Here is a 26,262-nt window from a genome sequence, read left to right on the forward strand (position 1 = left end):
GAATACATGTTTCACAAACCGAAACGGGGAGCGGTCACCGGCCGCTCCCCGTTCACCTGCTTCAGTGGTAGCCGGCGTCGGCGCGCACCTTGCCGCGGAACACCCGGTACGACCAGGCGGTGTAGCCAAGGATGACCGGCAGCAGCACCACCAGGCCCACCAGGGTGAAGCCCAGCGACGAGGCCGGTGCCGCGGCCTGCCACAGCGTCATCGACGGCGGCAGCAGGTAGGGCCACATGCCCAGCACCAGGCCAGCGAAGCCGAGCACGAACAGGGCCAGGCTGAGCAGGAACGGCGGCAGGTCGCGACGCGGATGGATGGCGCTGCGCCACAGCGCGGCGGCCACCGCCAAGGTCAATAGCGGCACCGGCGACAGCCACCAGAAGTTGCCGTCACTGAACCAGCGATCCATCAGCCGCGAATCGAGGAACGGCAGCCAGCTGCTGACCTGGCCCATCGCCGCGATCACCGCCGCCACCAGCGGCCGGGTCATCTGACGCGCCAGCGCCTGCACGCGGCCCTCGGTCTTCAGGATCAGCCAGGTGCTGCCCAGCAGCGCGTAGCCGGCCACCAGCGCCGCACCGGTCAGCATCGCGAACGGGCTGAACCAGGTGAACGCGCCGCCGCTGAAGCGGCCATCGACCAGCGGGATGCCCTGCACCAGCGTGCCCAGGATGACACCCTGGGCGAAGGTCGCCAGCAGCGAGCCCAGGCCGAAGGCCACGCTCCACAGCCGGCGCGAGCGGTGCGCCTTGAAGCGGAATTCGAAGGCCACGCCACGGAAGACCAGCGCCACCACCAGCAGCAGCACCGGCAGGTACAGCGCCGACAGCAGCACCGCATACGCCTTGGGGAACGCCGCCAGCAGGCCGGCACCGCCCAGCACCAGCCAGGTCTCGTTGCCGTCCCAGATGGGCGCGGCGGTGTTCATCATCAGGTCCAGCTGTTCCTCGTCCTCGGCGAACGGGGCGAGGATGCCGATGCCGAGCACGAAGCCGTCCAGCACCACGTACATCAGCACGCCAAAGCCGATCACCGCGAACCACGCCACCGGCAGCCAGGTCATCAGGTCCATGTCAGCGCTCCTCCAGCGGTTCGTCGGCGGCCGACAGCGGCCGCGCCGGGGTGTGGCTGCCATGGTCCAGCGAGGGCCCCTCTTCATACGGCTGCGGACCGTGGCGCAGGATCTTCACCAGGTACCAGATGCCCCAGCCGAACACGAAGGCATAGCCGACCACGTACACCGCCAGCGACAGCGCGGTCATCCACGCACTCTGCGGGCCCACCGCATCGGCGGTGCGCAGCACGCCGTAGACCACCCACGGCTGGCGCCCCATCTCGGTGACGAACCAGCCCGACACCAGCGCGATGAAACCGCTGGGCAGCATCCAGTTCCAGCCGCGCAGCAGCCATGGCGAATCAAGCAGTTTCTTCCGCCCCAGCTGCACCGCCGAGACCCAGGCCAGCAGCAGCATCAGCGTGCCCAGCCCGACCATGATGCGGAAGGCGAAGAACACCGGCGTCACCGGTGGCCGCTCGCTGGCTGGCACGGAGGTGAGCGGATCAAAGGTGCCGTCCAGCGAATGGGTCAGGATCACGCTGCCCAGCTTCGGGATCGCCACTTCGAAATCGTTGCGCTGTTCCTTCTCGTTGGGCAGGGCGAACACCACCAGCGGCACGCCCTCGCCGGCCTTGCTTTCATGCCAGTGCGCTTCCACCGCCGCGATCTTCATCGGCTGGTGCTTCAGCGTGTTCAGGCCATGCATGTCGCCGACGAAGATCTGCACCGGCACGGTCAGCGCGGCAAACGCCACCGCCGCGACCAGCATGCGCCGGCCCGCTTCGACGTGCGTGCCCTTGCGCAGGTACCACGCGCCCACGCCACCGATCACGAAACAGGTGGTGATGAACGAACCCAGCGCCATGTGCGCCAGGCGGTACGGGAAGGATGGGTTGAACACCACCTGCCACCAGTCCACCGGATGGACGATGCCGTTGATCATTTCGTAGCCGGCCGGCGTGTGCAGCCAGCTGTTGGACGACAGGATCCAGAAGGTGGAAAACAGCGTGCCCAGCGCCACCATGCAGGTGGACAGGAAATGCAGGCGCGGCGATACCCGGCCCCAGCCGAACATCATCACGCCGAGGAAACTGGCTTCCAGGAAGAACGCGGTGAGCACTTCGTAGGTCAGCAGCGGGCCGATGACCGTGCCGGCCACTTCGCTCAGCCGCGGCCAGTTGGTGCCGAACTGGAAGGCCATGACGATGCCGCTGACCACGCCCATGCCGAAGGACACGGCAAAGATCTTCTGCCAGAAGAAATACAGGTCGCGCCACACGGGCAGTTTCGTGCGCAGCCAGCGCCATTCGATGAAGGCCAGCCAGCTGGCCGTGCCGATGGTGAAGGCGGGGAACAGCACGTGGAAACTGATGACGAATCCGAACTGGATCCGCGACAACAACAACGCGTCCAAGGGACGCCTCCTGCCGGGTACGGGTGGGATACCGGACCACTTTAGGAGGATTTGGTTAAGCCGGGATGCGACCGGGTGACGCGCTGCTTCACTATGTCGCAGGGCGGAAGCCGCCGGGCATGGCCGCGCCCCATGACCTGCGGGCGCCGATCCGACGAACGCATCGCCATGCGCGGGGAACCTTCCGCTGGGCCCGGCGAGGGCTGTCAGTGCCAGAAATACCAGGCCGCTGCACCCAGCAGCGCGCCAAACAACAGCACCTGCACCACCACATACAGCGCGCCACTGTCGCGCGTTTCCGCCTGCAGCCGCTGCTGCAGCGCCTCGCTCACATCCGGCACCGGCGCCTGCCGTTCCTGCTCGCGCAGCGCCTGCGACAGCGCGCGCGCATCGGCATCGCGGGGGTCGTTGGCTTCGCTCACAGCAGCTCTCCGGCGGTGGCGCGTCGCGTCAGCTCCTGTTTCAGGGTCTGCCGCGCGCGGAACAGGTGGCTCTTGATGGTACCGCGCGCCAGCCCGGTCACCTGTTCAATCTCGACCAGATCGAAATCCTCCAGGTAGTGCAGGCCCACGATCAGGCGCTGCGGCGGGGTCAGCCGTTCCAGCGCCGCGCCGAGCTGGCGTCCAGCCTGCAGCGCCTCGCTCAGCTCGGCCGGGCCGGGCCCCTCGTCGCCGATGCCCAGTTCCTCGGGCACCTCCACCGCCACCATCCACTGCATTTCCAGCCGGCGGCGGCGCAGGTGCTGCAGCGCGGTGGTGTAGGCCACCCGCGAAACCCAGGTGCGCAGCGAGGATTCGCAGCGGAACCGGTGCAGCTGGCGGAACACCGCCAGGAAGGTCTCCTGCAGCAGGTCGGCGACCTGGTCGCGGTCGCCGACCATGCGCCCGATCACATGCGCACAGGTACGTTGATGGGCCTGCACCAGCTGCACGAACGCCGCCTGCGAGCCATCGATGATGGCAGCCACCAGCGCGCGGTCGTCCTCCCACCCAGCCGGTGCCTCCACGGGGGCGTCGCGACGACGCCCGCGCAGTGCGGCCAGGGCACCGCCCAGCAGGCTCATGCGCAATGCACTCCGGGCGCCCGTGGCATGTGCCGGTCAGCCCTTGCGGACGGCGGGACGGGTGAAGTGCCACGCCAGCAGCTGGCCGAGGCCGGCACTGCCGGCCAGCGCGGCGGCGGCTCCGAAGGTCAGCTCGCGGGCGCCGATGGCTTCCAGCAGGGCCATGGCCAGGGCCAGGCAGACCAGGCTGATGCCCCAGCGCAGCGCGCCCTGGCGGCGGCGCTCTTCTTCCAGCCCGGCCAGCGAGCGGATCACTTCCTCGGGCACGTGCGGGGCGACCAGCTTGCTGCGCGCACGCGCATCGGCGACGGCATGGATCGCGTAGGCGATGCAGATGAAGAGGGTGATCGGGATGAGTTCCTGCATGGTCGTGCTCCTGTCCGGTGAATGATGTGGGTTCAGGAGATTGGATGCTTGAGGCCGGTCACCGGTTGCAGTGCAGATTTCAGGCGTCGTCGTCGGTCCCGGGATCGGCCGGCGGATCGGGAAAGTAGGTTTCCACATGGAAGCCCAGCCGCAGGTCGGCCATCAGCCTTACCAGCGCGTCGTCCAGCACGAACCCGGCCCAGGCCTGCTTGCCGAACACGGCGATGCGCAGGCCGATTTCGGCGCCTTCCTGGTTCAATGCCTGGATCACCTCCACCCGTGCCTGCAGGATTTCGACCACCTGCGGCCAGGCGTCCATCAGCCAGCCGTCCTTGCCAGCGGCCAGTTCAAAGCTCACCCGGGTGAAGCCATGTACCCGGATCAAGTGACCATCACCGTCAAGCAGGTCGGTGCCCACATCGCGGAAGAACCCGCGTTCCAACCCCAGCCGGGCCGCAATGTCGGCGCTGGAGCACACGGGGTGCTGCACCACCAGGGAAATGCGGTAGTCGTAGGGGTACATGGTCGGTTCCGTCCGGATCAGGCGCCCATCATGCGCCACGCGAGGCCCTGCAGCGCCTTTGCCCAAGCGGTCTGCATGACCTGTGGCCCCCTCCCCCGGCCCGGGCGGCTGCTACCCTTGCCCGGTTTCCTCATCTGGTGCCGTGAGCCCATGTCCCGAGTGCTGCCCCTGTCCCTCCTGCTGTCGGCCGTGCTGGCCGCACCGGCCGCGCATGCTGCGCCGACGCCGATCACCATCGAACAGGCCATGGCCGACCCGGACTGGATCGGTCCGCCGGTCGAGAAGGCCTGGTGGTCCTGGAACAGCCAGCAGGTCGAGTACCAGCTCAAGCGCAGCGGCAGCCCGGTGCGCGACACCTTCCGCCAGCCGCTGGCCGGTGGCGCTGCCGCGCAGGTGGCCGATGACCAGCGCGGCACCCTGGACGTGGCCGAGCCGGTCTACGACCGCAGCCGCAGCCGCAGCGCCTTCGTCCGCAACGGCGATGTGTTCGTGCGCGACCTGCGCAGCGGCGCGCTGACCCAGCTGACCCGCACCAACGAGCGCGCCGCCGGCGTGAACTTCGCCGCCGACAACGGCGTGATCTGGCGCGTGGGCCAGAACTGGTTCCACTGGACCGCCGCCAGCGGCGTGCAGCAGGTGGCCAGCCTGAAGGCCGACAAGGACCCGGCCAGCAAGCCCAAGGACGACCTGCTGCGCGACCAGCAGCTGCGTACCCTGGAAACCCTGCGCCGCGACCGCGACCAGCGTGAAGCGCTGAAGGACCAGGACCAGCGCTGGCGCCAGGCTGACCCGACCCGTGCGGCGGCCCCGATCTACCTGGGCGCCGACGTGGAGATCGCCGACAGCCTGCTGTCGCCGGACCTGGGCCACCTGATCGTGGTGACCAAGCCGAAGGACTTCGACGACGGCCGCACCAGCAAGATGCCGCTGTACGTGACCGAATCCGGCTACGAGGAAAGCGAGGACACCCGCACCCGCGTCGGCCGCAACGGCTTCGAGCCGCACACCCTGTGGTACGTGGACGTGCGCACCGGCAAGGCCGAGAAGCTCTCGCTGTCGGGCCTGCCGGGCATCGGCACCGACCCGCTGGCCGAGCTGCGCCGCAAGGCCGGCAAGGACCCGCTGAAGGGCGACCGCAGCGTGCAGGTGATGAGCGACTTCATGGGCGGCGGCATGCGCTGGAGCGCCGATGGCCAGCAGGCCGCGGTGATGCTGCGCGCCAACGACAACAAGGACCGCTGGATCGTCAGCATCGGCAGCGACGGCCGCGTGCAGAACCGCCACCGCCTGACCGACAACGCCTGGATCAACTGGGGCTTCAACGATTTCGGCTGGATGGCCGACGGCCGCACCCTGTGGCTGCTGTCCGAGGAATCGGGCTACTCGCACCTGTACACCCAGGCCGGTTCGGCCAAGCCGCAGGCGCTGACCAGCGGCAAGTGGGAAACCTCCGCGCCGGTGCTGTCGGCCGACGGCAAGGGCTTCTACTTCCTGTGCAACCAGCAGGCGCCGCACGACTATGAAGTCTGCGCGGTCGACACCGGCAACCGCCAGGTACGCGAGCTGACCAGCCTCAATGGCGTGGAAGACTTCTCGCTGTCGCCCGATGGCCAGCAGCTGCTGGTGCGCTACTCGGCCGCCTACCTGCCGACCCAGCTGGCCGTGGTGCCGAGCGCCGGTGGCCAGGCGCGCGTACTGACCGACACCCGCACCGCCGAGTACAAGGCGCGCGAGTGGATCCAGCCGAAGCTGGTGGCGGTGCCGTCCAAGCACGGTGCCGGCGTGGTCTGGGCCAAGTACTACGAGCCCGAGCACAAGGAGCCGGGCAAGAAGTACCCGATCGTGATGTTCGTGCACGGTGCCGGCTACCTGCAGAACGTGCACCAGCGCTACCCGGCGTACTTCCGCGAGCAGATGTTCCACAACCTGCTGGTGGAGAAGGGCTACATCGTGCTGGACATGGATTACCGCGGCAGCGAGGGCTACGGCCGCGACTGGCGTACGGCGATCTACCGCAACATGGGCCACCCGGAACTGGAAGACTACAAGGACGGCCTGGACTGGCTGGTCGACACCCAGCAGGGTGACCGCGACCACGCCGGCATCTACGGCGGTTCCTACGGCGGCTTCATGACCTTCATGGCGCTGTTCCGTTCGCCGGGCACGTTCAAGGCCGGCGCCGCGCTGCGCCCGGTGGTGGACTGGAACAACTACAACCACGCCTACACCAGCAACATCCTCAACACGCCGGACATCGACCCGGAGGCGTACCGCACGTCCTCGCCCATCGAGTACGCGCAGAACCTGCAGGACAACCTGCTGATCGCCCACGGCATGATGGATGACAACGTGTTCTTCCAGGACTCGGTGCACCTGACCCAGCGCCTGATCGAGCTGCACAAGGACAACTGGTCGATCGCCCCGTACCCGCTGGAACGCCACGGCTACATCCGTGCCGATTCCTGGCTGGACCAGTACAAGCGCATCCTCAAGCTGTTCGAGCAGAACCTGAAGTGAGCAACGCCGCGGCCACGATCCAGATCGTGGCCGCGGTCATCCTGGATGACCGCGGCCGGGCGCTGGTGGTGCGCAAGCACGGCGCCGGCCGCTTCATCCAGCCCGGCGGCAAGCCCGAGGCGGGCGAAGCACCGCTGCAGGCCCTGGCCCGCGAGCTGGACGAGGAACTGGGCGTGCAGCTCGATGCCGCCAGCGCGGTCGCCCTGGGCCGTTTCGAGGACTGGGCGGTGAACGAACCCGGCCATCGCGTGCAGGCGCAGGCCTGGTGGGTGCAGGTCGCGGGTACACCGACCGCACGCGCCGAGATCGCCGAACTGGCCTGGGTGCCGCTGCGGCCACCGCACGGCCTGTGCTTGGCACCCCTGAGCGAACACCATATCCTGCCGGCAGTAGCGCGCTTCTGCACGCTCTGAGACCCGCAGCCAAGGACATCGGATGTCATCGTCTCCCCCCACATTGCCCGCGGCCCGTGCGTTCGCACGCAACGATTTCGTCCGTCCGCTGGCGATCGCTTCCCTGCTGGTCTGCGCACTGGTGCTTGTCTGGTGCCTGCTGCAGACCTTGGCGCTGTGGGCGCTGAGCGGCAGCGGACCATGGCAGGTTATGGTCGCCGCCGCAGAAGAGAAATCGCTCCCGTCCAGCGTACTGTGGCTCCTGCGGGAGCCGGTTGCAGCCAGCCTGTGGCTGTCGGCTGGCTGCGTGCCTTCCACGCTGGCCAGTTGGGGCCTGTACCGGCAGCGGCGCTGGGGCTTGTGGAGCTACGTCTGGCTGCTGGTGCTGTCCGGGCTGGCCAATCTGGTCCTGGCCGGGTGGCTGGACGCCGTCGTAGCGGAGATGATCGCCCACGTGGACGATGCTGCTACCCGCAGCGAGATGCAGGTGCAGCGCCTTCTGATGTCAGCCACCACGTTCGGTGGTTCGATAGTGATCCTTGGCCTGCAGGGTTGGCTGGCCTGGCGCCTGCTGCGGCCGGACATCCGCGCGCGCTTCCGCTGATCTGCGCGGCCGCCGTGCTGCGGAACAGCACGGGCCCTGCGGTAAAGTACGCGCCATGAACGATTTCGAGCGCGTACGCGCCTACCTCACCGACCTGCAGGACCGTATCTGTGCGGCCATTGAAGCCGCCGACGGCCAGGCCCGCTTCCAGGAAGACCTGTGGCAGCGGGCCGAGGGCGGTGGCGGGCGTACCCGCGTGCTGCGCGACGGTGCGGTGTTCGAGCAGGCCGGCATCGGCTTCTCCGATGTGTCCGGCAGCCGCCTGCCGCCGTCGGCCTCGGCCAACCGGCCCGAGCTGGCCGGCGCCTCCTGGCGCGCCACCGGCGTGTCGCTGGTGTTCCACCCGCTCAACCCCTACGTGCCGACCACCCACGCCAACGTGCGCTTCTTCCAGGCGCAGCGCGATGGTGAAGTGGTGGCCAGCTGGTTCGGCGGTGGCTTCGACCTGACCCCGTTCTATCCCTTCGACGAGGACGTGCAGCACTGGCACCAGGTGGCCCATGACCTGTGCGCGCCGTTCGGCGAGGAACGCTACGCCGCGCACAAGCGCTGGTGCGACGAGTACTTCTTCCTGCGCCACCGCAATGAAACGCGCGGCGTCGGCGGCCTGTTCTTCGATGACCTGCACGGCGATTTCGAGCGCGATTTCGACTACCTGCGCGCGGTCGGCGACGGCTTCCTCGATGCGTACCTGCCGATCGTGCAGCAGCGCAAGGACACCGCGCATGGCGAACGCGAGCGCGAGTTCCAGCTGTACCGTCGCGGCCGCTACGTGGAGTTCAACCTGGTCTACGACCGCGGCACGCTGTTCGGCCTGCAGAGTGGCGGCCGCAGCGAGAGCATTCTGATGAGCCTGCCGCCGCGGGTGCGCTGGGAATATGGGTTCAGCCCCGAAGCCGGCAGCGCCGAGGCGCGCCTGGCCGATTATCTGGTGCCGCGCGACTGGGTGTGAGCCTGTAGCGCCATGCGAAAGGCAGCCGAGCGTGGGCTCGGCTCTACACGGATCTCTGCAGTGTAGAGCCGAGCCCACGCTCGGCTGCTTTCGGCGTTACGCGGATTTCTGCCGCGGAATGATCGTGATGTGGCCGGTGGTTTCCAGCAGCGCCAGTTCGACATCCTCTACCCGCAGGCAACCCTGCTGGCGCAGCGCGGCGTCGAAGTCCGCGGTGCTGACCAGCTCACGACGCAGCACCGCCGCCAGCAGGCGCCCGTCGCGGGCGATCACCACCGGCTCGCCTTCGATCATGCGTTCCATGCGCCGGCTGCGCGTGGTCAGCCAGCCCACGCCGTAGTTCAGCAGGATCAGCGTGGCGGCCAGCAGCAGGCCGCCGCCCAGCGACGTGTCGGTGCCCAGCAATGCGTTCTGCACCGCGTTGCCCAGCAGCACGATCAGCAGCACATCGAACGGGGTGATCTGCCCCAGCGCGCGCTTGCCGCCCAGCCGGACCATGCCCAGCACGACGACATAGACCACCACCGCGCGCAGGACGAATTCCCACCACGGCATCGCCAGTGCGAACAGATCGGGCATTGTGGTTTCCCCTGCGAAGCGATGCCCAGCGTGGCGCAGCGAGGCACAAATAAAAAGCCCCGCTGACCAGGGGGAGGTCAACGGGGCCGGGGAACGGGCGCTTGGGGAGGAGCCCCCGTTCCGAGATCTGCTCCAGGGGATGGGAGAGATCCACAACAGGCGTTGCGCCTGTCGAGAGTTATAGAAACACCCCGAACACTAACGGTTCGTGAAGGGGCCCAATTTATTGTAGGCCCCCGCCGGAAACATTCATCTTCGAGTCAGAAAAACCGGGCAAATGAACGATTCATGGCGCTATTAGCCTGAATGCGAATCAGTGCGCCTCGTCCCAGTTAACCCCAACGCCGGTATCGACCTCCAGCGGAACCCGCAATTTGGCCGCTTGCGACATGCGCTCGATCACGTTTTTACGCAGTTCCTCGGTGAAACCGGCCTCGCTTTCGAACACCAGTTCATCGTGTACCTGCAGGATCATCCGCGCCGGGGCGCCGCTGTCGTGCAGCCACTGGTCCACCGAGACCATCGCCCGCTTGATGATGTCCGCCGCGGTGCCCTGCATCGGCGCATTGATCGCCGCGCGCTCGGCACCGGCACGCAGGCCCTGGTTGCGCGCGTGGATGTCATTCAGATACAGGCGGCGGCCGAACAGGGTTTCCACGTAGCCCTGGTCACGCGCCTGCTGGCGCATCCGTTCCATGAAGTCGCGCACGCCGGGGTAACGGCTGAAATACAGCGCGACATAATCCTGCGCCTGGCCACGGTCGATGCCCAGGTTGCGGGCCAGGCCGAAGGCGCTCATGCCGTACATCAGGCCGAAGTTGATGGCCTTGGCGGCGCGGCGCTCGTTGGGCGTCACCTCTTCCAGCGTGCGCCCGAACACCTCGGCGGCGGTGGCGCGATGGACGTCGGCGCCCTGCTCGAAGGCGCGCACCAGGCCCGGATCCTCGGACAGGTGGGCCATGATCCGCAGCTCGATCTGCGAATAGTCGGCCGCCAGCAGCTGGAAACCTTCCGGCGCCACGAAAGCGCGGCGGATGCGGCGGCCATCCTCGGTACGGATCGGGATGTTCTGCAGGTTCGGGTCGGACGAGGACAGGCGGCCGGTGGCGGCGCCGGACTGGTGGTAGCTGGTGTGTACCCGGCCGGTGTCCGGGTTGACCATCTCCGGCAGCTTGTCGGTGTAGGTGCTGCGCAGCTTGGCCAGCCCGCGGTAATCGAGGATCACCCGCGGCAGCTCGTGCTGGTCGGCAATCGCCTCCAGCGCCTCTTCATTCGTGCTGGGCTGGCCCTTCGGGGTCTTCACCACCGCCGGCAGCTTCAGCTCGTCGAACAGCACCGCCTGCAGCTGCTTGGGCGAATCCAGGTTGAAGCTGCGCCCGGCCAGCTCGGTGGCCTTCTGCTGCGCGGCCAGCATGCGCGAGGACAGATCGTGGCTCTGCCGGCGCAGCTCATCGGTGTCGATGCGCACGCCGTTGGCTTCGATGCGGGTCAGCACCGGCACCAGCGGCATCTCGATGTCGCGGTACACGCTGTCCAGCGCCGGCTCGGCCAGCAGCTGCGGCTGCAGCGCGTGGTGCAGGCGCAGGGTGATGTCGGCGTCCTCGGCCGCATACCGGCTGGCTTCGTCGATGCCCACCTGCGAGAACGAAATCTGCTTGGCGCCCTTGCCGGCCACGTCCTCGAACTTGATGGTGTTGTAGCCCAGGTAACGCAGGGCGAGCGAATCCATGTCGTGGCGGGTCGCGGTGGAATTGAGCACGAAGCTCTCGAGCATGGTGTCGTCGTGGTAGCCCTGCACGTCCACGCCATGGCGGCGCAGCACGTGCAGGTCGTACTTGCCGTGCTGGCCCAGCTTCTTCTTCGCCGGGTCCTGCAGCACCGGACGCAGCGCGTCCAGCACCTGCTGCAACGGCAGCTGCGCCGGCGCACCGGGGTAATCGTGGCCGACCGGGATATAGGCCGCCTTGCCCGGCTCCACCGCCAGGCTGACGCCGACCAGGCGTGCACGCATCGCGTCCAGCGCATCGGTCTCGGTATCGAAGCTGATCAGGTCGGCCTGCTGCACACGCTCGACCCAGGCCTGCAGCTGTTCGCTGGTCAGCACGGTTTCGTATTCGCCGGGCGCGGACAGCGCCGGGTCGAGTTCAGCCGATGGCGCTGCCTCGGCACTGCCACGGGCAAAACCGGCGGCGGTGCCACGCAGGCTCGGGGCGGCTTCGCTGGCGGCGGCCGGGGCCGGCAGCGGGCCACCCAGCTCCTTCAGCGCCTGGGTGAAGCCGTAGCGGGCGTACAGCTCGGTCAGCACCGGCACGTCCTGCTCGCGCAGGGCCAGGGTGGTCGGCGATGCATCCAGCTCGACGTCGGTGCGGATGGTCACCAGCTCGCGGTTCAGCGGCAGGCGCTCCAGCGCCGCGCGCAGGTTCTCGCCGATCTTGCCCTTCATGGTCGGGGCGGCGGCGATGACGCCGTCCAGGTGCTGGTATTCGGCCAGCCACTTGGCGGCGGTCTTCGGGCCGCACTTCTCCACGCCGGGCACGTTGTCCACGGTGTCGCCCATCAGCGCCAGCAGGTCGATGATCTGGTCGGCGCGCACGCCGAACTTGTCCATCACCGCGGCGTCGGAATCCATCCGGCTGCCGGTCATGGTGTTGACCAGCTCGATGCCCGGACGCACCAGCTGGGCAAAGTCCTTGTCACCGGTGGAAATGGTCACCTTCAGGTCCTGCGCCACGCCCTGCAGGGCCAGCGTGCCGATCACATCGTCGGCTTCCACGCCGGGGATGCGCAGAATGCTGATGCCCAGCGCTTCGACGATGCGGCACATCGGCTCGACCTGGCTGCGCAGGTCATCGGGCATCGGCGGGCGGTTGGCCTTGTACTGGTCGTACAGGTCGTCGCGGAAGGTCTTGCCCGGCGCGTCGACGACGAAGGCGACGTAGGCTGGTCGCTCCTTCAGCGTCGAGCGCAGCATGTTGACCACGCCGAACAGCGCGCCGGTGGGCTCGCCCTGTGCATTGGACAGGGGCGGCAGCGCGTGGAACGCGCGGTACAGGTAACTGGACCCGTCGATCAGGACTAATCTGCTCATGCGACGATTCTACGCGCCCCTGCCTGCACCGCGGCGACACGGCGGCGACGCATCCATGGGGCATAATCAGGCTCCGATCGATGCGAAGGCCCTGCCGATGAAGACCCTGATGCTGGCTTCCCTGCTGCTGCTTGCTGGCTGCGCCAGCATGGGTGGTGCAGGCGCTCCCCCGGTGGACGTGAAGGGCGCCGAAGTGTCCAGCCGCACCATGGACAACGGTGATGTCATCGAGGAATACCGCGTGTCCGGCCAGCTGCGCATGGTCAAGGTGACCCCGTCGCGCGGCGCACCGTTCTACATGTACGACAAGAACGGCGATGGCCGCATGGACAACGACAAGGACGGCGTCTCGCCGGTCTACTGGAAGCTCTACAGCTGGTGATGCAGCCCGGGGCCGGGGGCCCGTTGGGGGGGGGGGGGGGGGGCCCCCCCCCCCCCGGGGGCCGCCCCCCATTCCCGGCTAATGGTCCCCCCACCCCCGGCCGGCCTGCACAGGCGGGTGATAGGTTCGCGCCGGATCTTCCGGTTGATCCCATGACAGGCCCCGCAAGTGGGCCGGGATCGCGCTGCCATGAACCTCGAACCGGCAACCCCATCGCTGGTTGCATCCCTCGCCGCCGACCTGCGCCGCAGCAACGCGCGCGCGCGCATCAGCCGCAACGGCACGGCCGACCCGCGCCTGCTGCGCATCCTTGATTACATCGACGACCACCTGGGTGAGAGCGAACTGGGCGAGCAGATGATCTGCGAGGCCTTCGGGATGTCCCGCTCCACGGTCTACCGGCTGTTCCAGGCCCACGGCGGGGTGGCGCGTTATATCCGCGAGTGCCGGGCCTGGCTGGCGCACCGCCATCTGGCGCGTGATCCCGGCTGCCGTCTCACCTGGTTGCTGTATGAAGTCGGATTCGCGTCAGAGCGCCAGTTCCAGCGCGCGTTCCTGGCGCAGTTCGGCATGTCGCCGGCCGATTGGCGGCTCGCCTGCCGGCAGCGCGCACGGGGGTCGCTGCTGTCCTGAGCGGGCATGTGGCCGCCATCGGCGGGGCGGGAAGGTGGCGCCGGCACGCGTCCTGCGTGCCGGCGCCGGGTCCCCTCCCCGGGAACGCTTGAGCCCGCAGGTATCGATCAGCGGATGACCAGCACCGGCAGGGTGCTGCGCGCCAGCACTTCGGCGGTCTGGCTGCCCAGCAGCACGCGGGTCACGCCACGGCGGCCATGCGAGGTCATCACGATCAGATCGCTGTTGCGCTCGCCGGCCGTCTCGATGATGCCATCGGCGGCGTAGCGGTCCAGCACATGGATGGGATTGGCACGGATGCCCTGCTCGGCGGCCTTGGCCAGCGCCGGCTGCAGCACCTTCTGCGCGCCCTCCTCGCGGTCGGCCTTGTACTCCGGGCTGTTCATGTAGCCCACGCTCCAGCCCATGGCGTCATACATGCCCACCGCCCACGGCTCGGAGACCGTAACGATATCGACCTCGGCATTGAGATCCTTGGCCAGCTCCAGGCCCTTGGCCAGGCCCTTGTCGGACAGCTCGGAGCCGTCGGTGGCGATCAGGATGCGGGTGTACATGGTGGGCCTCCTTGGCGGGGTGCCAGTTGGGAACACCACCATTGCACACCCGATGTGCACGCCGCGCCTTGAGCAGGATCAATCCGTGCCCCGGTAGCGCCGGGGCATGCCCGGCGGCGCGTTCAGGCCTCGACGGTCACCCGCCAGCCGCCCTCGTGCGGCTGCCAGTCGAACTCCACCGGCAGGAACTTTTCGATCAGGCGCGCGTTGCTGGCCAGGTGGTCGCTGATGACGTGGGTGGTGAAGCTGCCCCCGCCGGCCAGCGCCATCGGCAGCAGCAGCTGGTCGGACAGGTACTCGCCCACCCAAGCGCCACCGGAGAGATAGGTGCGGACCTGGCCGGCCAGGCGCGCGCCGACCTGCTCGGCCGACACGCCACGCTCGCCATGGCCATCGAACACTTCCACGTGGTCGCCATGGCGCACGCGCACCATCGCCACATTGCCCGGCCCCAGCGCCGGCCGCACCGACTGCACGTGGCGCGGATGCGGGTCGACGCCCAGTTCATCGGCCAGCACCTGCAGCTCGCGCAGACCGATGCTGCTGGACAGGCCTGACATCACCACCTGCGCCTGCATCGATTCCAGCGCCGGCCGCTGTTCCATGCACGGTGCCTGCAACGCGGCGCAAGGCTGCACCTGCAGCTCGATCACGCCGCCACCGGCCGGGTGGAAGCCATGCTGCAGCAGCTGCATCGAGGCCTGCACGCCCATCCGTGCCAGTGACGGCAGGTAGCTGTCGGCGATGAAATCGGCGCTGGGTGCCAGCGGATTGTGGGTGCCGCCTTCCAGGCGCAGGCGCGACGGCCCCTGCGCGCGCCACAGCGCCGGCAGCACGGTCTGCAGCACCAGGGTGGCCGAGCCGGCACTGCCGGTAGCGAAGTGGTACTCGCCGGCGCTGACCACGCCCGGCTCGAAGCGCAGCGACGTAGCGCCCAGCGCAGCACCGTGGGTGCAGGCGTTGCCGACCTGCGCGGCGGCATTCACCGCGGTCAGGTGCTGGCGCATCAGCCCGGGCCTGCGGCGGATCGCGCGGATGCTCTGCAGGGTGAAGCCGATGCCGGTGCACAGGCTCAGGGTCAGGGCCGAGCGCAGCAGTTGTCCGCCGCCATGCCCGCCATCAAGTTCGATCATGTCCATCTGTTCTGTTCCTCCATGCCTGCGGTTTCGTCTGCAGGCCGTCCTGCCGCGCGCGACGCAGTGTACGTCGCGCGCGGCCCGCTTCATCCCTTCACGCACACCACCTGGCGCAACGTGTGCATGATCTCGACCAGATCACGCTGGGCTTCCATCACCGCCTCGATCGGCTTGTAGGCCGCCGGCGATTCGTCCACCACGTCCGCATCCTTGCGGCATTCCACGTGCGCGGTGGCCCTGGCGTGCTCGTCCACGGTGATCAGCTTGCGCGCCTGGGTACGGCTCATCACGCGGCCGGCACCGTGGCTGCAGCTGTGGAAGCTGTCCTCGTTGCCCAGCCCGCGCACGATGAAGCTCTTGGCGCCCATGCTGCCGGGAATGATGCCCAGCTCGCCCTTGCGCGCGCTCACCGCGCCCTTGCGGGTCAGCATCACTTCCTTGCCGAAGTGCACCTCGCGGTTGACGTAGTTGTGGTGGCAGTTCACCGCCTCGGCCTGGGCCTCGAACGGCTTGCTGATGACCGTACGCACGGCCGCCACCACGTTGCGCATCATCACCTCGCGGTTCATGCGTGCGAAACGCTGCGCCCATTCCACCGCGAACACGTAGTCACCGTAGTGCTGGCTGCCCTCGGGCAGGTAGGCCAGGTCCTGGTCGGGCAGGTTGATCATCCAGCGGCGCATTTCCTGCTTGGCCAGTTCGATGAAGTAGGTGCCGATGGCATTGCCCACGCCGCGCGAGCCGGAGTGCAGCATGAACCACACGCGCTGGTCCTGGTCCAGGCACACTTCGACGAAGTGGTTGCCGGTGCCGAGGGTGCCCAGGTGCTTGAGGTTGTTGGTGTTCTTCAGGCGCGGGTGGCGCTCGCAGATCAGCGCGAAGTCATCGACCAGCTGCTTCCAGCCTTCGATGGCCAGCTCCGGCGGCGTGTCCCAGCTGCCCTTGTCACGGCCGCCACGGGTCACGCTGCGGCCGTGCGGCACCGCCCGCTCGATCGCGCTGCGCACCGCCGACAGGTTGTCCGGCAGGTCGCTGGCATCCAGCGTGGTGCGCACGGCCATCATGCCGCAGCCGATGTCCACGCCCACCGCGGCGGGAATGATCGCGCCGACGGTCGGCACCACCGACCCCACGGTCGCACCCTTGCCCAGGTGCACGTCGGGCATCACCGCGATCCACTTGTGGATGAACGGCAACTTGGCGATGTTCTGCAGCTGCTCGCGTGCCTGGTCTTCCAGCGGCACGCCGCGCGTCCACAGCTTGATGGGTGCAGCGCCCGGCTGCTGGATCACGTCATGGTTCAGAGTGGTCATGGTGATGTTTCCTTTCATCCAATACATAAACAAAAAAGGTGCGGTGACAAAGGTGGCCGAACGCTCCGCCTGCCACCTTGCGGTGACAGCCGGCCGGGACTTGAACCCGACCCCGAAGGGTTTCCGATGTAGTTCGGCCTGCATTCCCCGCGAAACGAAAGCGAAGGTGCCGGCAGCACGACGAGAGGTGGAGGAACATCCTGCTCTACCACTGAGCTACCGCTGCGTTGCCACAGCGGGCGGGGCTCGAACCCGCGACCTGGAGCGTAAAAGGCTGTAGTTCCTCCGGCATTCGCAGTGCCGGCGTTGAAAATTCAATTCCTGGTCCTGCCCGGCTGGCCCCATTGCCAGCCGGGCGGTCCCTGGCGACATCCTTGCCGCCGTCCAACATCGTGTTTACAACGGCATGTCCTCGATGCGCTCGACCCAGCCGCTGCCATCGCCCGGCGCCTGCGCGAACTGCGCCAGCAGGTCGAACACCGCATCGCTGAAGCCGCCGATGTGCAGCACGTCCTCGCGCTGCACGGTCTGGCTGCTCGCCACCGGCTGCAGGTCGATGCACACCAGCCGCGCCTGCGGGCAACGCTGCTTCAGCGCGTCCCAGGCCTGCATCGTGGCCGTCGCGCCGCCCTTGCGGGTGTCACGCCAGCTCTCGTTGTCCGACACCAGCACCACCAGGTCGACCTGCTCGCGGCGACGGTTGAGGTATTCGAGCGGTGCACTGACCGAGGTACCACCGCCATTGATCGCCAGCTGCGCCGCCAACGTCATCACGCTGTCGCGCGGGTTCAACCGCACCGGGCGCACCTCGGTGTCGAACGGCAGCACCGTGGCCAGCGGCTGGCCGCGCAGCACGCAGGCCGCGATCAGCGCCGCCACGTCCACGCAGCGCACCGCCGAGCTGGCGCCCTTGCGGTAGCCGGTCACCGGCCACTGCATGGAACCCGATACGTCCACCGCCACCACCACCCGGCCCGGCAGTACCGGTACCTGCGCCGTGGCCGTTTCCATCGCGTCCTGCAACGCTTCGGGAATCTGCTGCGGCAGGCCGGCGCTGGCCTGGTAGGCCATCAGCAGCTGGTACGGCAGCACCCGGGCGCGGCGCACCTGGGCCGGATCACGCAGCCGCGCTGCGATCGCCGACACCATCGCCGGGTCTTCGAACACGCCGTTGCGGGCGAACGTGTTGAGGTTCATCCGCATCGACTGCCACGACGCACTGCGCGCCAGCGCCGACCACTGCGCCGCATCCAGCGGCAGCGTGCTGAAGTACTGGAACGGCAGGTCCGGCGGCAGTCCACGCGGGTCACGCTTGAACGCCTCGTAGGCCTGCACCAGTGCCGGCAGCTGCGCTTCGTCGTACGGGCGACCGACGATCCACGCATACAGCGCCTTGCGCTCGGCGCTGGCCGGCTTCGGGTGCACCATGCGGATCAGGTCGGCCAGCGACGGCTGCTGGCCGATAGCCGCACGCACCAGGGTTTCCGCCGATGCCTGCTGGATCCACTCGCGCACCAGACGCTTCGGCAGCGACCCCAGCGAACGGCGGCCGACCTGGCCGCTGCGCATGATCTGCACGAAGGTGCGCAGCTGGCGGCCGTTGTCGACCACCCGCGGGAACACCTGGGCGAAGGCTTCCGGGTCACGCACGCTGAGCACGGCCGCCAGCAGTGCCGGCATGTCCTTCATGTGCGCCACCTGGCGGGCATAGAACGCCGTGCGGGCAATGAAGCGCGGCTCGACCTGCGCGGTCAGCGCCAGCACGTGCTGCAGCGGTGCCTGGGCATCGCTGTAGAAGGTGTTGTTGAGGCAGCCGGTGGCCGCGTACAGGGCCAGGGCAGCGCGCGGGTCGCGGCGGTAGGCCAGGCCACCGGCTTCATTGACGGTGGTGGCCGGCGGCAGCGCCGGGGCACGCGGGGTGGAGAAGAGCGTCAAGTTGGCCATCGTGGTGTCCTCGGCGGGAACCGCCCGCTTGGTGTCTTGGGATGGATAGAGCAATGGCCGTGCCAACTTTTGCGCGATTCTCCCAACGTATTGTTTTTTAGGGATTTATTTTCCTTTGATGGCGCGGGCACGCCCACTCGTGCCGTGGAATGTATATAGTTTCAGCGCGCTTTTTATAGGAATGGATATGTCACGGCGACAGGTGGTCTTCGGCATGCTCGGTACCCAGCTCGACGCGGGCGAGGGCCCGGGCCGGTGGGAGAAGTGGCGGCCGACGGTGTCGCTGGGCATGCACGAGGATTTCCTGCCCGACCGCATCGAGCTGCTGCTGGACGAGCGCCGCTACGCCAAGCTGGCCCGCGTGGTCTGCGCGGACCTGCAGCAGGTGGCGCCGGAGATGGACGTGCGCCGGCACGACACCTACCTGGCCGATCCCTGGGAGTTCGAAGGGGTCTACTCGACGCTGCACGACTTCCTGGCCAGCTATCCGTTCCAGCCGGAGGAGGAGGACTACTACGTCCACATCACCACCGGCACGCACGTGGCGCAGATCTGCTGGTTCCTGCTGACCGAGAGCCGGCATTTCCCGGGCCGCCTGCTGCAGACCTCGCCGCCGCGCAAGCAGGACGGTGCGGCCGGCAGCCACGCCATCATCGACCTGGACCTGTCGCGCTACGACCACATCGCCCAGCGCTTCGCCCAGCAGCAGCTGCAGGACCGCGACCTGCTGAAGAGCGGCATCGCCACGCGTAACGCGGCCTTCAACGCGATGATCGCGCAGATCGAAACCGTGGCCACCCGCTCACGTGCGCCGATGCTGCTGATGGGGCCCACCGGTGCCGGCAAGAGCCAGCTGGCCAAGCGCGTGTTCGAGCTGAAGAAGCTCAAGCACCAGCTGCCCGGCCGTTTCGTCGAAGTGAACTGCGCCACCCTGCGCGGCGACGGCGCGATGAGCACGCTGTTCGGCCACACCAAGGGCGCCTACACCGGCGCCTCGTCCGACCGTGCCGGCCTGCTGCGTTCCGCCCACCAGGGCCTGCTGTTCCTCGACGAGATCGGCGAGCTGGGCCTGGACGAACAGGCCATGCTGCTGCGGGCGCTGGAAGAGAAGCGCTTCCTGCCGGTGGGCAGCGACCGCGAAGTGGAAAGCGAATTCCAGCTGATTGCCGGCACCAACCGCGACCTGCAGCAGTCGGTGCTGGACGGCCGCTTCCGCGAGGACCTGCTGGCGCGCCTGAATCTGTGGACCTATCACCTGCCCGGTCTGGCCCAGCGCAGGGAGGACATCGAGCCGAACATCGAGTTCGAGCTGCAGCGCTGGTCGCAGCAGCAGCACGCGCAGGTGCGCTTCAACGTGGAAGCACGCACGCGCTACCTGGCCTTTGCCACCAGTGCCGAAGCCGCCTGGCGCGGCAACTTCCGCGACCTGGGTGCATCGATCATGCGGCTGGCGACGCTGGCCAACGCCGGGCGCATCCAGACCGACGGCGTGGACGATGAGATCGCGCGCCTGCGCCAGCAATGGCGCGGCGGCCAGGCGCCGTCGCCGCTGGAAGCGCTGCTGGGCCCGGCCGTGGATGAACTGGACCGCTTCGACCGCGTGCAGCTGGAGGAGGTCGTGCAGGTCTGCGCGCGCTCGAAGTCTCTGTCCGCGGCCGGCCGCGAGCTGTTCGCGGTGTCACGCACCCAGCGCGCCAGCACCAACGATGCCGACCGCCTGCGCAAATACCTGGCGAAATTCGGGCTGGACTGGGAGCAGGTGTGTCGCCCCGTTGAACGGTAGCGTCGAGCTTGCTCGACGGCCGCCGGCGGCGCATGCTGGCCGCGCGGCATGCCGCCGCCCGCGGGGAGCACGCACATGCAGGACCGCAAGCCGACGTCATGGATCACCCCACGTAACATTCTGCTGACCGTGGCCGCTGCGTTCGTTCTGTTCTACAGCGGCTACCAGGTGGGTAAGCAGCTGGCCCTGCGCGAGAACGCGCAGCAGGCCGCAAGCCGGTAGAGTCGAGCTTGCTCGACTGCCCTTTGTGACCGGCAGCAGCGTGCCAACCAAGGTTGGCACCTACCGGAACATGCGACGGCATCGCGCCGACCAGATTGGCACGATGCCGGAGACACGCCTGCTCAGGCGATCTGCACGATTCGCGCGTTCTGGCACAGCGGGTAGCTGGCCACAAACTCGGCAATCGCATCACGCATCTTCTCGAACGATTCGCCGTACATGTACAGCGCGGTCTCGGTCGGGCCCTGCCACCAGCTGCAGATCTCGCCCAGGCCATCGATGTTGTCGGACAGCTGCTCGAACACGTGGTTGGAATCGCACTGTTCGTAGACCTCGTCCGGCAGGTTCAGGCCATCCAGGTAGATGCCCAGGCCCTCGGTCACGCCGAAGGCGCGATCAGCCTCGCCCGCACGCTGCACCTGCGAACCCTTCGGCGCACCCAGCTGCTCCAGCAGGTCGATCAGCTTCGGCACACCGTCCGCATCGACCAGCGCCACTTCGATGTCGCCGTACTCGACTTCGCCCAGGTCAGAGATCGCCGTGCCGCCTCCGACCAGCTCGCCCAGCTGGGCCGCCTGCAGCAGCGCATCGAGCGGATCCTCGAACAGCTCGTGGCGATGCTCGGGCTGCAGCTTCGCATTCAACTTCACGGTGACGTGGAAGGTCGGTTCGGTCATGGGGGGCATTCCTGGAAGATGTGGGATCTATTGTAGAGCCGAGGGCAGCGGCAGGAGCCGCTGCCAACGTCGCTTGCGACGGCCCGAAGGGTGACGGTCAGGACGACCGGCATAGCCGATGCTCGGCTGTTTTTCCCGCCACAAGCAGCCGAGCATGGGCTCGGCTCTACAACACCCGTGCTCAGCGCAGGAACGGCGGCACCTTGCGCTTCAGCAGCTCCACCAGCACCGGGTCCATGTAGTCGTAGTCATCAGGAATATCCAGGCAGATCACCCGCTTGCCGTTCAGCCATGCCTTGTAGCGGCTGGACAGGCGGTTGCGGTGCGCCTTCTCCATCACGAATACCAGGTCCGCCCACTGCAGCAGCTCCGGGCTGAGCACTTCATCCGCGTCAGCCAGCAACCCAGCCGAGGCGGTTTCAATCCCCGGCCAATCGGCGAACACCTGCTCGGCCGTCGGGCTGCGAAGTCGGTTCTGGCTGCAAAGGAAGAGCACGTTGCGGGTCATGCCCGCAGCCTAATCGGGGTCGGATCCCTTTTCCATCGGAAAAGGGCTCTGACCCCACCCGTTGCGCATGATCGGCGATCATTGGCCTCCCCCCGCCTGCAGAAGCGAAATGATCACCAAGGACGACCTGTTGCAGGAATTTGGCGAATTCCATGAAGCCGAGGGATGCTGCTTCGCCGAGTATGCCGTCGCCACCTATCGCCTCCACTGCAGCCTTCGCCTCTCCGACGACCAGACGGTTGCCGTCGTGTCGAAGGACATCCGCAATCCAGACTTTGCGGCCCGCATCCTGCTGCAGGCGCCAGCCGGGCTGCCCCGCGACCGGCCGACGATCTTCGATCTTCCAGAGAATGCCCATGGGTTCACCCATGCGATGGCGGTGCCCAGCACGTATCACGGCTTCCTCAACCAGATCGAGGACCGTGCGAACCTCTTCCTGTGCATACCGATCTTCCGCTGCGAGTTCAGCGGCAACGAATCGGTTGAGGAGTTCAAATGGTCGACGCACCACATCGTTGCCATCGACAACTGGCATCGGACCAGGGAGCCGAGTATCACGGTGTACTTCGACAACCCCCGCACCGGTGGCGGCACGGACGACGCCGGTGCCCTCGTTCCGCTGCGGGTGTTGCTGGACGAGATCGACAATCTCAACGGCGTGGGCAACGGCTTCATCGAGATCACCAACTACCGCGGCGAGGTGATCGAGGTGCTGTCGCCGGAGGAAGGCCACTACGTGTTGATCCGCAACCGCCAGGATGAAGAAGCGATGGACCGCGCCGGGTTGGTGGCAGCCGTGGAGACGTTCACCACTGACTGACGGCCGCCAGCTGTCACACCGGGGTCAGAGCCCTCCCTGCGGGAGGGATCCGACCCCTCGACGGTGATCAGATCACCGTCAGGTTGGCGTAGGCCATCACCAGCCACTTGCTGCCGGCATCGGCGAATTCGACCTGCACGCGGGCGTGGGCGCCGCTGCCTTCGTAGTCGGTCACCATGCCTTCGCCGAACTTGGGATGGGTCACCAGCGCGCCCAGCTTCAGCGGCGGTGCCTCGATCGAGGCGTGGCCCATCACCCGGCTGCTGCCCAGCGAGGCCGGCCGCGAGACCTGCACCTTCGGGCGCACTTCGTGCAGCAGCTCGCGCGGGATCTCGCGCAGGAAGCGCGACGGCAGGCTGTAGTTGTCCTGGCCGTGGATGCGGCGCGATTCGGCGTAGCACAGCACCAGCTTCTGCCGCGCGCGGGTAATGCCCACGTAGGCCAATCGGCGCTCTTCTTCCAGGCGGCCGCTTTCTTCCAGCGAACGCGCACTCGGGAACAGGCCGTCTTCCATGCCGGCCAGGAACACCAGCGGGAATTCCAGGCCCTTGGCCGAGTGCAGGGTCATCAGCTGCACGCCTTCCTCGCCCGCCTGCGCCTGGCCCTCACCGGCCTCCAGCGCGGCATAGGCCAGGAACGCGACCAGCTCGTCCATGTCCTCGCCCACTTCCTCGATGTCGTCGGCGCGGCGCAGGAAGCGCGAGGCGACCGAAACCAGTTCGTCGAGGTTGTCGGTACGCGATTCCGAATCCAGCGAATTGCGGCTTTCCTTGCTCCAGTGCTCGCGCAGCTGCGAGCGCGACAGCACATGGTCCACACGCTCGGCCAGGGTCATGTGCAGGGTCTGCGCCTGCAGCTCGTTCACCAGCACCAGGAAGCCGGCCAGCGCATTGCGTGCGCGTGCGGCCAGCGCCGTGCCCTGGGTGACCAGCATGGTGGCCTCCCACAGCGAGATGCCCTGCGCGCGCGCCTCGCGGCGCACCTCATCCAGGGTGCGCTCGCCGATGCCACGGGTCGGCGTGTTCACCGCGCGCTCGAAGGCGGCATCGTCGTTGCGGTTGGACAGCAGGCGCAGGTAGGCCAGCGCGTCCTTGATTTCGGCACGCTCGAAGAAGCGCATGCCGCCATACACGCGGTACGGTACCTGTTCGCTCAGAAGCGCTTCTTCCAGCGCGCGCGACTGCGCATTGCTGCGGTAGAGCACGGCCACTTCGGTGTAGCTGCCACCATCGCGCACCCACTGCCGCGCGCGCTCGACGATGTAACGCGCCTCGTCCATCTCGTTGTAGGCCGCGTACAGGTCGATCGGCTCGCCGTCGCCGCTGTCGGTCCAGAGTTCCTTGCCGATGCGGTCGGGGTTGTGCGCGATGACCGCGTTGGCCGCACCAAGGATGTTGGCGGTGGAACGGTAGTTCTGCTCCAGGCGGATGGTCTGCGCGCCGGGGAAATCGCGCAGGAAGCCCTGCACGTTCTCGACCTTGGCACCGCGCCAGCCGTAGATGGCCTGGTCGTCATCGCCGACCACGAACACGTGGCCTTCGTGACCGGCCAGCACGCGCACGAAGGCGTACTGGATGGCGTTGGTATCCTGGAACTCGTCCACCAGGATTTCGCGGAAACGCGCGCGGTAGTGCGCCAGCAGCGGCGGGTTGTCGCGCAGCAGTTCGTGCGCGCGCAGCAGCAGCTCGGCGAAGTCGACCAGGCCGGCGCGGTCGCAGCGCGCCTGGTATTCGATGTAGGCCTGGCGCATGGTTTCCAGCCACGCATCATGCGGCTCGGGCTGGATGTGCTGCGGGCGGCGGCCCTCATCCTTCTGTTCGTTGATCCACCAGGCGATCTGCTTGGGCGGGTGCTTGCTGTCGTCGATTTCCAGCGCCTGCACCACGCGCTTGACCAGCCGCAGCTGGTCGTCCGAATCCATGACCTGGAAACCTTCGGGCAGCTTGGCGTCCTGCCAGTGCAGACGCAGCAGGCGGTTGGCCAGGCCGTGGAAGGTGCCGATCCACATGCCGCGGCTGCCGTTGGGCAGCTGCGCGTCGATGCGGTGGCGCATCTCGCCGGCGGCCTTGTTGGTGAAAGTCACCGCAAAAATGCCATGGGTCGGCACGCCTTCGACTTCATGCAGCCAGGCGATGCGGTGGGTGAGTACGCGGGTCTTGCCGGAACCGGCACCGGCCAGCACCAGGTGGTGGCCGGGGGGAGCGGAGACGGCTTCGCGCTGGGCCGGGTTCAGGCCATCGAGCAGGTGGGAGACATCCATGCTCCCATTTTACGGCATCGCCGTCGCGGCTCCTGCGACCACCTGCGTGGCCAGGGCCTGCGCCTGCTGACGCAGTTCAGGCACGGCCAGGCTTTCCCACAGGCTGCCGATGCGCAGGCTGCCGAGCACGCCCAACCGCGCCTGCGCTGCACCGCTGCGGCTGCACAGGCGGTCGCCCGGCACGCTGCTGTCCAGGCCCAGGCCATGCGGCCCGGGGCGGGCCAGACCGTCGGCCTGCAGCTGCTGCAGCAGCGGATTGCGCAGCGCCGTGGCGCGGGTCTCGACGCCGGTGGCATTGACCACCACCGCGATCGTCCACTGCTGTTCGCCGCCCGCGGCATCGCGACCGGAGAGGTGAAGCGCGTCGCCTTCGCGCCAGATGCGCTGCAGCCGGGCACGGTGCAGGTGCAGCTGGCCGCTGGCCTGCAGTGCCTGCAGCTGCGCCTCGACGTCCTCGGCGATGCGGTGGCGGTGCACGTCCCAGTAGCGCACCACATGGCGCAGGAAGCGTCGCTGGTCGGCCTCGTCCAGGCTGCACCACAGCGCCTGACCATGCGGGCGGATGCGATCCATCACGCCCTGCCACGGCTGGCCATCGGCCTGCGTCTGCCGCGCGAAGCCGCGCAGGGCACGCACACGCTGGCGCAGGGTCATCGGCAGCAACGCGGCCGGGTCGAATTCGGGCAGCACGCCATGCGCATGCGGCAGCGGCAACAGGCCATGCCGCGAGATCACGTGCAGCGGCCCCGTATGGCCGGCGGCGACCAGGGCCAGCACGGTGTCGGCCATGCTCAGGCCGGAACCGACGATGGCCAGCGCATGGGCACCGGCCAGCGTGCGCACGCCGTCATAGTCCCAGGCCTCGACCACGTCGTCGGCAGGCAGCGCATCGGCGCCGGCCACCGGCAGCGGACGCATGCTGTTGCCGGTGGCGATGACCGCCTGCGCCGCGTGCAGCGTGCTGCCATCGCCCAGCTGCAGGTGGTAACCGTGGTCATCCGGCTGCAGGCCCAGCACCGGCTGCGCGATCTCCTGCAGCTGCGCCGGGCTGGCGGCCACCGCGTCCTGCAGGCGCTGCTGCAGGTAGGCGGCGAAGTGATGGCGGCTCACGTAACGCTCGCCGAGCAGCTCGCGCGCCTCGCCCGGGTAAGCGCTGACGGCCTGCAGGTAATCGAGGAAATCGCCGGGCTGGTCGGGGAAAGCACTCATCTTCGCCGCGGGCACGTTCAGCAGGTGCTCCGGCCACGGCGTGGCGTACGCGATGCCCTGGGCGAGCTGCGAGGCGGGTTCGAAGATGGCCAGCGCCAGCGGCGCCTGGGCCTGGCGCAACACCTGGATCGCCACCAGCACACCGGCGGCACCACCGCCGATGATCGCCAGGTCCAGTTCGCCATTTCGCGATGAATCAGTCATGCACCGATTGTAGGCCATGGCAGGTGACGGCCCGGGTTGCCGCAACGGGCCGTTTCCAC

General features: G+C 67.9%; 25 protein-coding genes. 9 read left to right on the forward strand and 16 right to left on the reverse strand.

From position 1 onward, the window contains the following. Positions 1-61 precede the first annotated feature (61 nt). The 6 genes from cydB to IAE56_RS01220 all read right to left on the reverse strand — a co-directional run bounded on the left by cydB (position 62) and on the right by IAE56_RS01220 (position 4,426). Positions 62-1,075: a cytochrome d ubiquinol oxidase subunit II gene (cydB, locus tag IAE56_RS01195; RefSeq protein WP_200751152.1), complete on the reverse strand. Its 1,014-nt coding sequence runs from the start codon at positions 1,073-1,075 to the stop codon at positions 62-64. Position 1,076: 1 nt separating this feature from the next. After that, positions 1,077-2,474, reverse strand: a complete 1,398-nt coding sequence (locus IAE56_RS01200; RefSeq protein WP_200751153.1) for a cytochrome ubiquinol oxidase subunit I — start codon at positions 2,472-2,474, stop codon at positions 1,077-1,079. A gap of 206 nt (positions 2,475-2,680) precedes the next feature. After that, positions 2,681-2,896 (reverse strand): hypothetical protein, encoded by a 216-nt coding sequence (locus IAE56_RS01205; RefSeq protein WP_200751154.1) that lies wholly within the window; start codon positions 2,894-2,896, stop codon positions 2,681-2,683. Beyond that, positions 2,893-3,537 carry a sigma-70 family RNA polymerase sigma factor gene (locus IAE56_RS01210; protein ID WP_200751155.1) on the reverse strand — a complete coding sequence of 215 codons (645 nt, stop codon included), beginning with the start codon at positions 3,535-3,537 and terminating at the stop codon, positions 2,893-2,895. The genes IAE56_RS01205 and IAE56_RS01210 overlap by 4 nt, the downstream gene beginning before the upstream one ends. A gap of 36 nt (positions 3,538-3,573) precedes the next feature. Further along, positions 3,574-3,903 carry a hypothetical protein gene (locus IAE56_RS01215; protein ID WP_108770459.1) on the reverse strand — a complete coding sequence of 110 codons (330 nt, stop codon included), beginning with the start codon at positions 3,901-3,903 and terminating at the stop codon, positions 3,574-3,576. Positions 3,904-3,982: 79 nt separating this feature from the next. Then, entirely contained in the window at positions 3,983-4,426 is a 444-nt protein-coding gene (locus IAE56_RS01220; protein ID WP_200751156.1) for a hypothetical protein, read from the reverse strand. Positions 4,427-4,576: 150 nt separating this feature from the next. Between IAE56_RS01220 and IAE56_RS01225 the strand changes: the two genes are divergently transcribed. The 4 genes from IAE56_RS01225 to hemF are packed head-to-tail and all read left to right on the forward strand — an operon-like array spanning position 4,577 to position 8,891. Beyond that, positions 4,577-6,943, forward strand: coding sequence for a S9 family peptidase (locus IAE56_RS01225; RefSeq protein WP_200751157.1), 2,367 nt, complete (start codon positions 4,577-4,579; stop codon positions 6,941-6,943). Further along, positions 6,940-7,356 carry an NUDIX domain-containing protein gene (locus IAE56_RS01230; protein WP_200751158.1) on the forward strand — a complete coding sequence of 139 codons (417 nt, stop codon included), beginning with the start codon at positions 6,940-6,942 and terminating at the stop codon, positions 7,354-7,356. Before IAE56_RS01225 ends, IAE56_RS01230 begins: the two co-directional genes overlap by 4 nt. Before the next feature lie 22 nt (positions 7,357-7,378). Continuing rightward, positions 7,379-7,939, forward strand: coding sequence for a hypothetical protein (locus IAE56_RS01235; protein WP_108770463.1), 561 nt, complete (start codon positions 7,379-7,381; stop codon positions 7,937-7,939). A gap of 55 nt (positions 7,940-7,994) precedes the next feature. Next, a complete protein-coding gene (hemF, locus tag IAE56_RS01240) occupies positions 7,995-8,891 on the forward strand; it encodes an oxygen-dependent coproporphyrinogen oxidase (protein WP_200751159.1) in 897 nt (298 codons plus the stop codon). A 96-nt stretch (positions 8,892-8,987) separates the two neighbouring features. Here hemF and IAE56_RS01245 read toward each other — a convergent pair whose 3' ends face one another. Next, positions 8,988-9,470, reverse strand: coding sequence for a YetF domain-containing protein (locus IAE56_RS01245; RefSeq protein WP_108770465.1), 483 nt, complete (start codon positions 9,468-9,470; stop codon positions 8,988-8,990). Positions 9,471-9,783: 313 nt separating this feature from the next. After that, positions 9,784-12,558 (reverse strand): DNA polymerase I, encoded by a 2,775-nt coding sequence (polA, locus tag IAE56_RS01250; protein ID WP_200751160.1) that lies wholly within the window; start codon positions 12,556-12,558, stop codon positions 9,784-9,786. Between the two features lie 97 nt (positions 12,559-12,655). Here polA and IAE56_RS01255 point away from each other — a divergent pair, with 97 nt between their 5' ends. Next, entirely contained in the window at positions 12,656-12,940 is a 285-nt protein-coding gene (locus tag IAE56_RS01255; protein WP_108770467.1) for a DUF2782 domain-containing protein, read from the forward strand. Between the two features lie 189 nt (positions 12,941-13,129). After that, positions 13,130-13,573, forward strand: a complete 444-nt coding sequence (locus tag IAE56_RS01260) for an AraC family transcriptional regulator (RefSeq protein WP_108770468.1) — start codon at positions 13,130-13,132, stop codon at positions 13,571-13,573. Positions 13,574-13,680: 107 nt separating this feature from the next. Here the strand turns inward: IAE56_RS01260 and IAE56_RS01265 are convergent, their stop codons facing one another. The 4 genes from IAE56_RS01265 to IAE56_RS01280 all read right to left on the reverse strand — a co-directional run bounded on the left by IAE56_RS01265 (position 13,681) and on the right by IAE56_RS01280 (position 18,520). Further along, positions 13,681-14,127, reverse strand: a complete 447-nt coding sequence (locus IAE56_RS01265; protein ID WP_079224261.1) for a universal stress protein — start codon at positions 14,125-14,127, stop codon at positions 13,681-13,683. A 122-nt stretch (positions 14,128-14,249) separates the two neighbouring features. Beyond that, the gene (gene rtcA, locus IAE56_RS01270; protein WP_200751161.1) at positions 14,250-15,266 is read right to left on the reverse strand and encodes an RNA 3'-terminal phosphate cyclase; all 1,017 of its coding nucleotides are present in this window, start codon (positions 15,264-15,266) and stop codon (positions 14,250-14,252) included. A gap of 83 nt (positions 15,267-15,349) precedes the next feature. Then, a complete protein-coding gene (locus IAE56_RS01275) occupies positions 15,350-16,576 on the reverse strand; it encodes an RtcB family protein (RefSeq protein WP_200751162.1) in 1,227 nt (408 codons plus the stop codon). A 396-nt stretch (positions 16,577-16,972) separates the two neighbouring features. Then, entirely contained in the window at positions 16,973-18,520 is a 1,548-nt protein-coding gene (locus tag IAE56_RS01280; RefSeq protein ID WP_200751163.1) for a VWA domain-containing protein, read from the reverse strand. A 187-nt stretch (positions 18,521-18,707) separates the two neighbouring features. On the opposite strand from IAE56_RS01280, the gene rtcR reads away from it, so the two are divergent. Together rtcR and IAE56_RS01290 are read left to right on the forward strand one after the other, a co-directional pair. Continuing rightward, a complete protein-coding gene (rtcR, locus tag IAE56_RS01285) occupies positions 18,708-20,303 on the forward strand; it encodes an RNA repair transcriptional activator RtcR (RefSeq protein ID WP_200751164.1) in 1,596 nt (531 codons plus the stop codon). 75 nt (positions 20,304-20,378) lie between these two features. Continuing rightward, a complete protein-coding gene (locus tag IAE56_RS01290; protein WP_165835701.1) occupies positions 20,379-20,525 on the forward strand; it encodes a hypothetical protein in 147 nt (48 codons plus the stop codon). Between the two features lie 122 nt (positions 20,526-20,647). Here the strand turns inward: IAE56_RS01290 and IAE56_RS01295 are convergent, their stop codons facing one another. Both IAE56_RS01295 and IAE56_RS01300 read right to left on the reverse strand, forming a co-directional pair. Next, a complete protein-coding gene (locus tag IAE56_RS01295) occupies positions 20,648-21,202 on the reverse strand; it encodes a hypothetical protein (protein WP_200751165.1) in 555 nt (184 codons plus the stop codon). Between the two features lie 181 nt (positions 21,203-21,383). Next, positions 21,384-21,710 (reverse strand): low molecular weight protein tyrosine phosphatase family protein, encoded by a 327-nt coding sequence (locus IAE56_RS01300; RefSeq protein WP_200751166.1) that lies wholly within the window; start codon positions 21,708-21,710, stop codon positions 21,384-21,386. A 109-nt stretch (positions 21,711-21,819) separates the two neighbouring features. Here IAE56_RS01300 and IAE56_RS01305 point away from each other — a divergent pair, with 109 nt between their 5' ends. Further along, positions 21,820-22,530 carry a hypothetical protein gene (locus IAE56_RS01305; RefSeq protein WP_234455812.1) on the forward strand — a complete coding sequence of 237 codons (711 nt, stop codon included), beginning with the start codon at positions 21,820-21,822 and terminating at the stop codon, positions 22,528-22,530. A gap of 67 nt (positions 22,531-22,597) precedes the next feature. Here IAE56_RS01305 and uvrD read toward each other — a convergent pair whose 3' ends face one another. Both uvrD and IAE56_RS01315 read right to left on the reverse strand, forming a co-directional pair. After that, positions 22,598-24,790 carry a DNA helicase II gene (gene uvrD, locus IAE56_RS01310; RefSeq protein ID WP_108770473.1) on the reverse strand — a complete coding sequence of 731 codons (2,193 nt, stop codon included), beginning with the start codon at positions 24,788-24,790 and terminating at the stop codon, positions 22,598-22,600. Positions 24,791-24,799: 9 nt separating this feature from the next. Beyond that, positions 24,800-26,221: an FAD/NAD(P)-binding protein gene (locus tag IAE56_RS01315; protein ID WP_200751168.1), complete on the reverse strand. Its 1,422-nt coding sequence runs from the start codon at positions 26,219-26,221 to the stop codon at positions 24,800-24,802. Between the last annotated feature and the right edge of the window lie 41 nt (positions 26,222-26,262).

The organism is Stenotrophomonas sp. S41, assembly GCF_016624625.1.
GTDB lineage: Bacteria > Pseudomonadota > Gammaproteobacteria > Xanthomonadales > Xanthomonadaceae > Stenotrophomonas.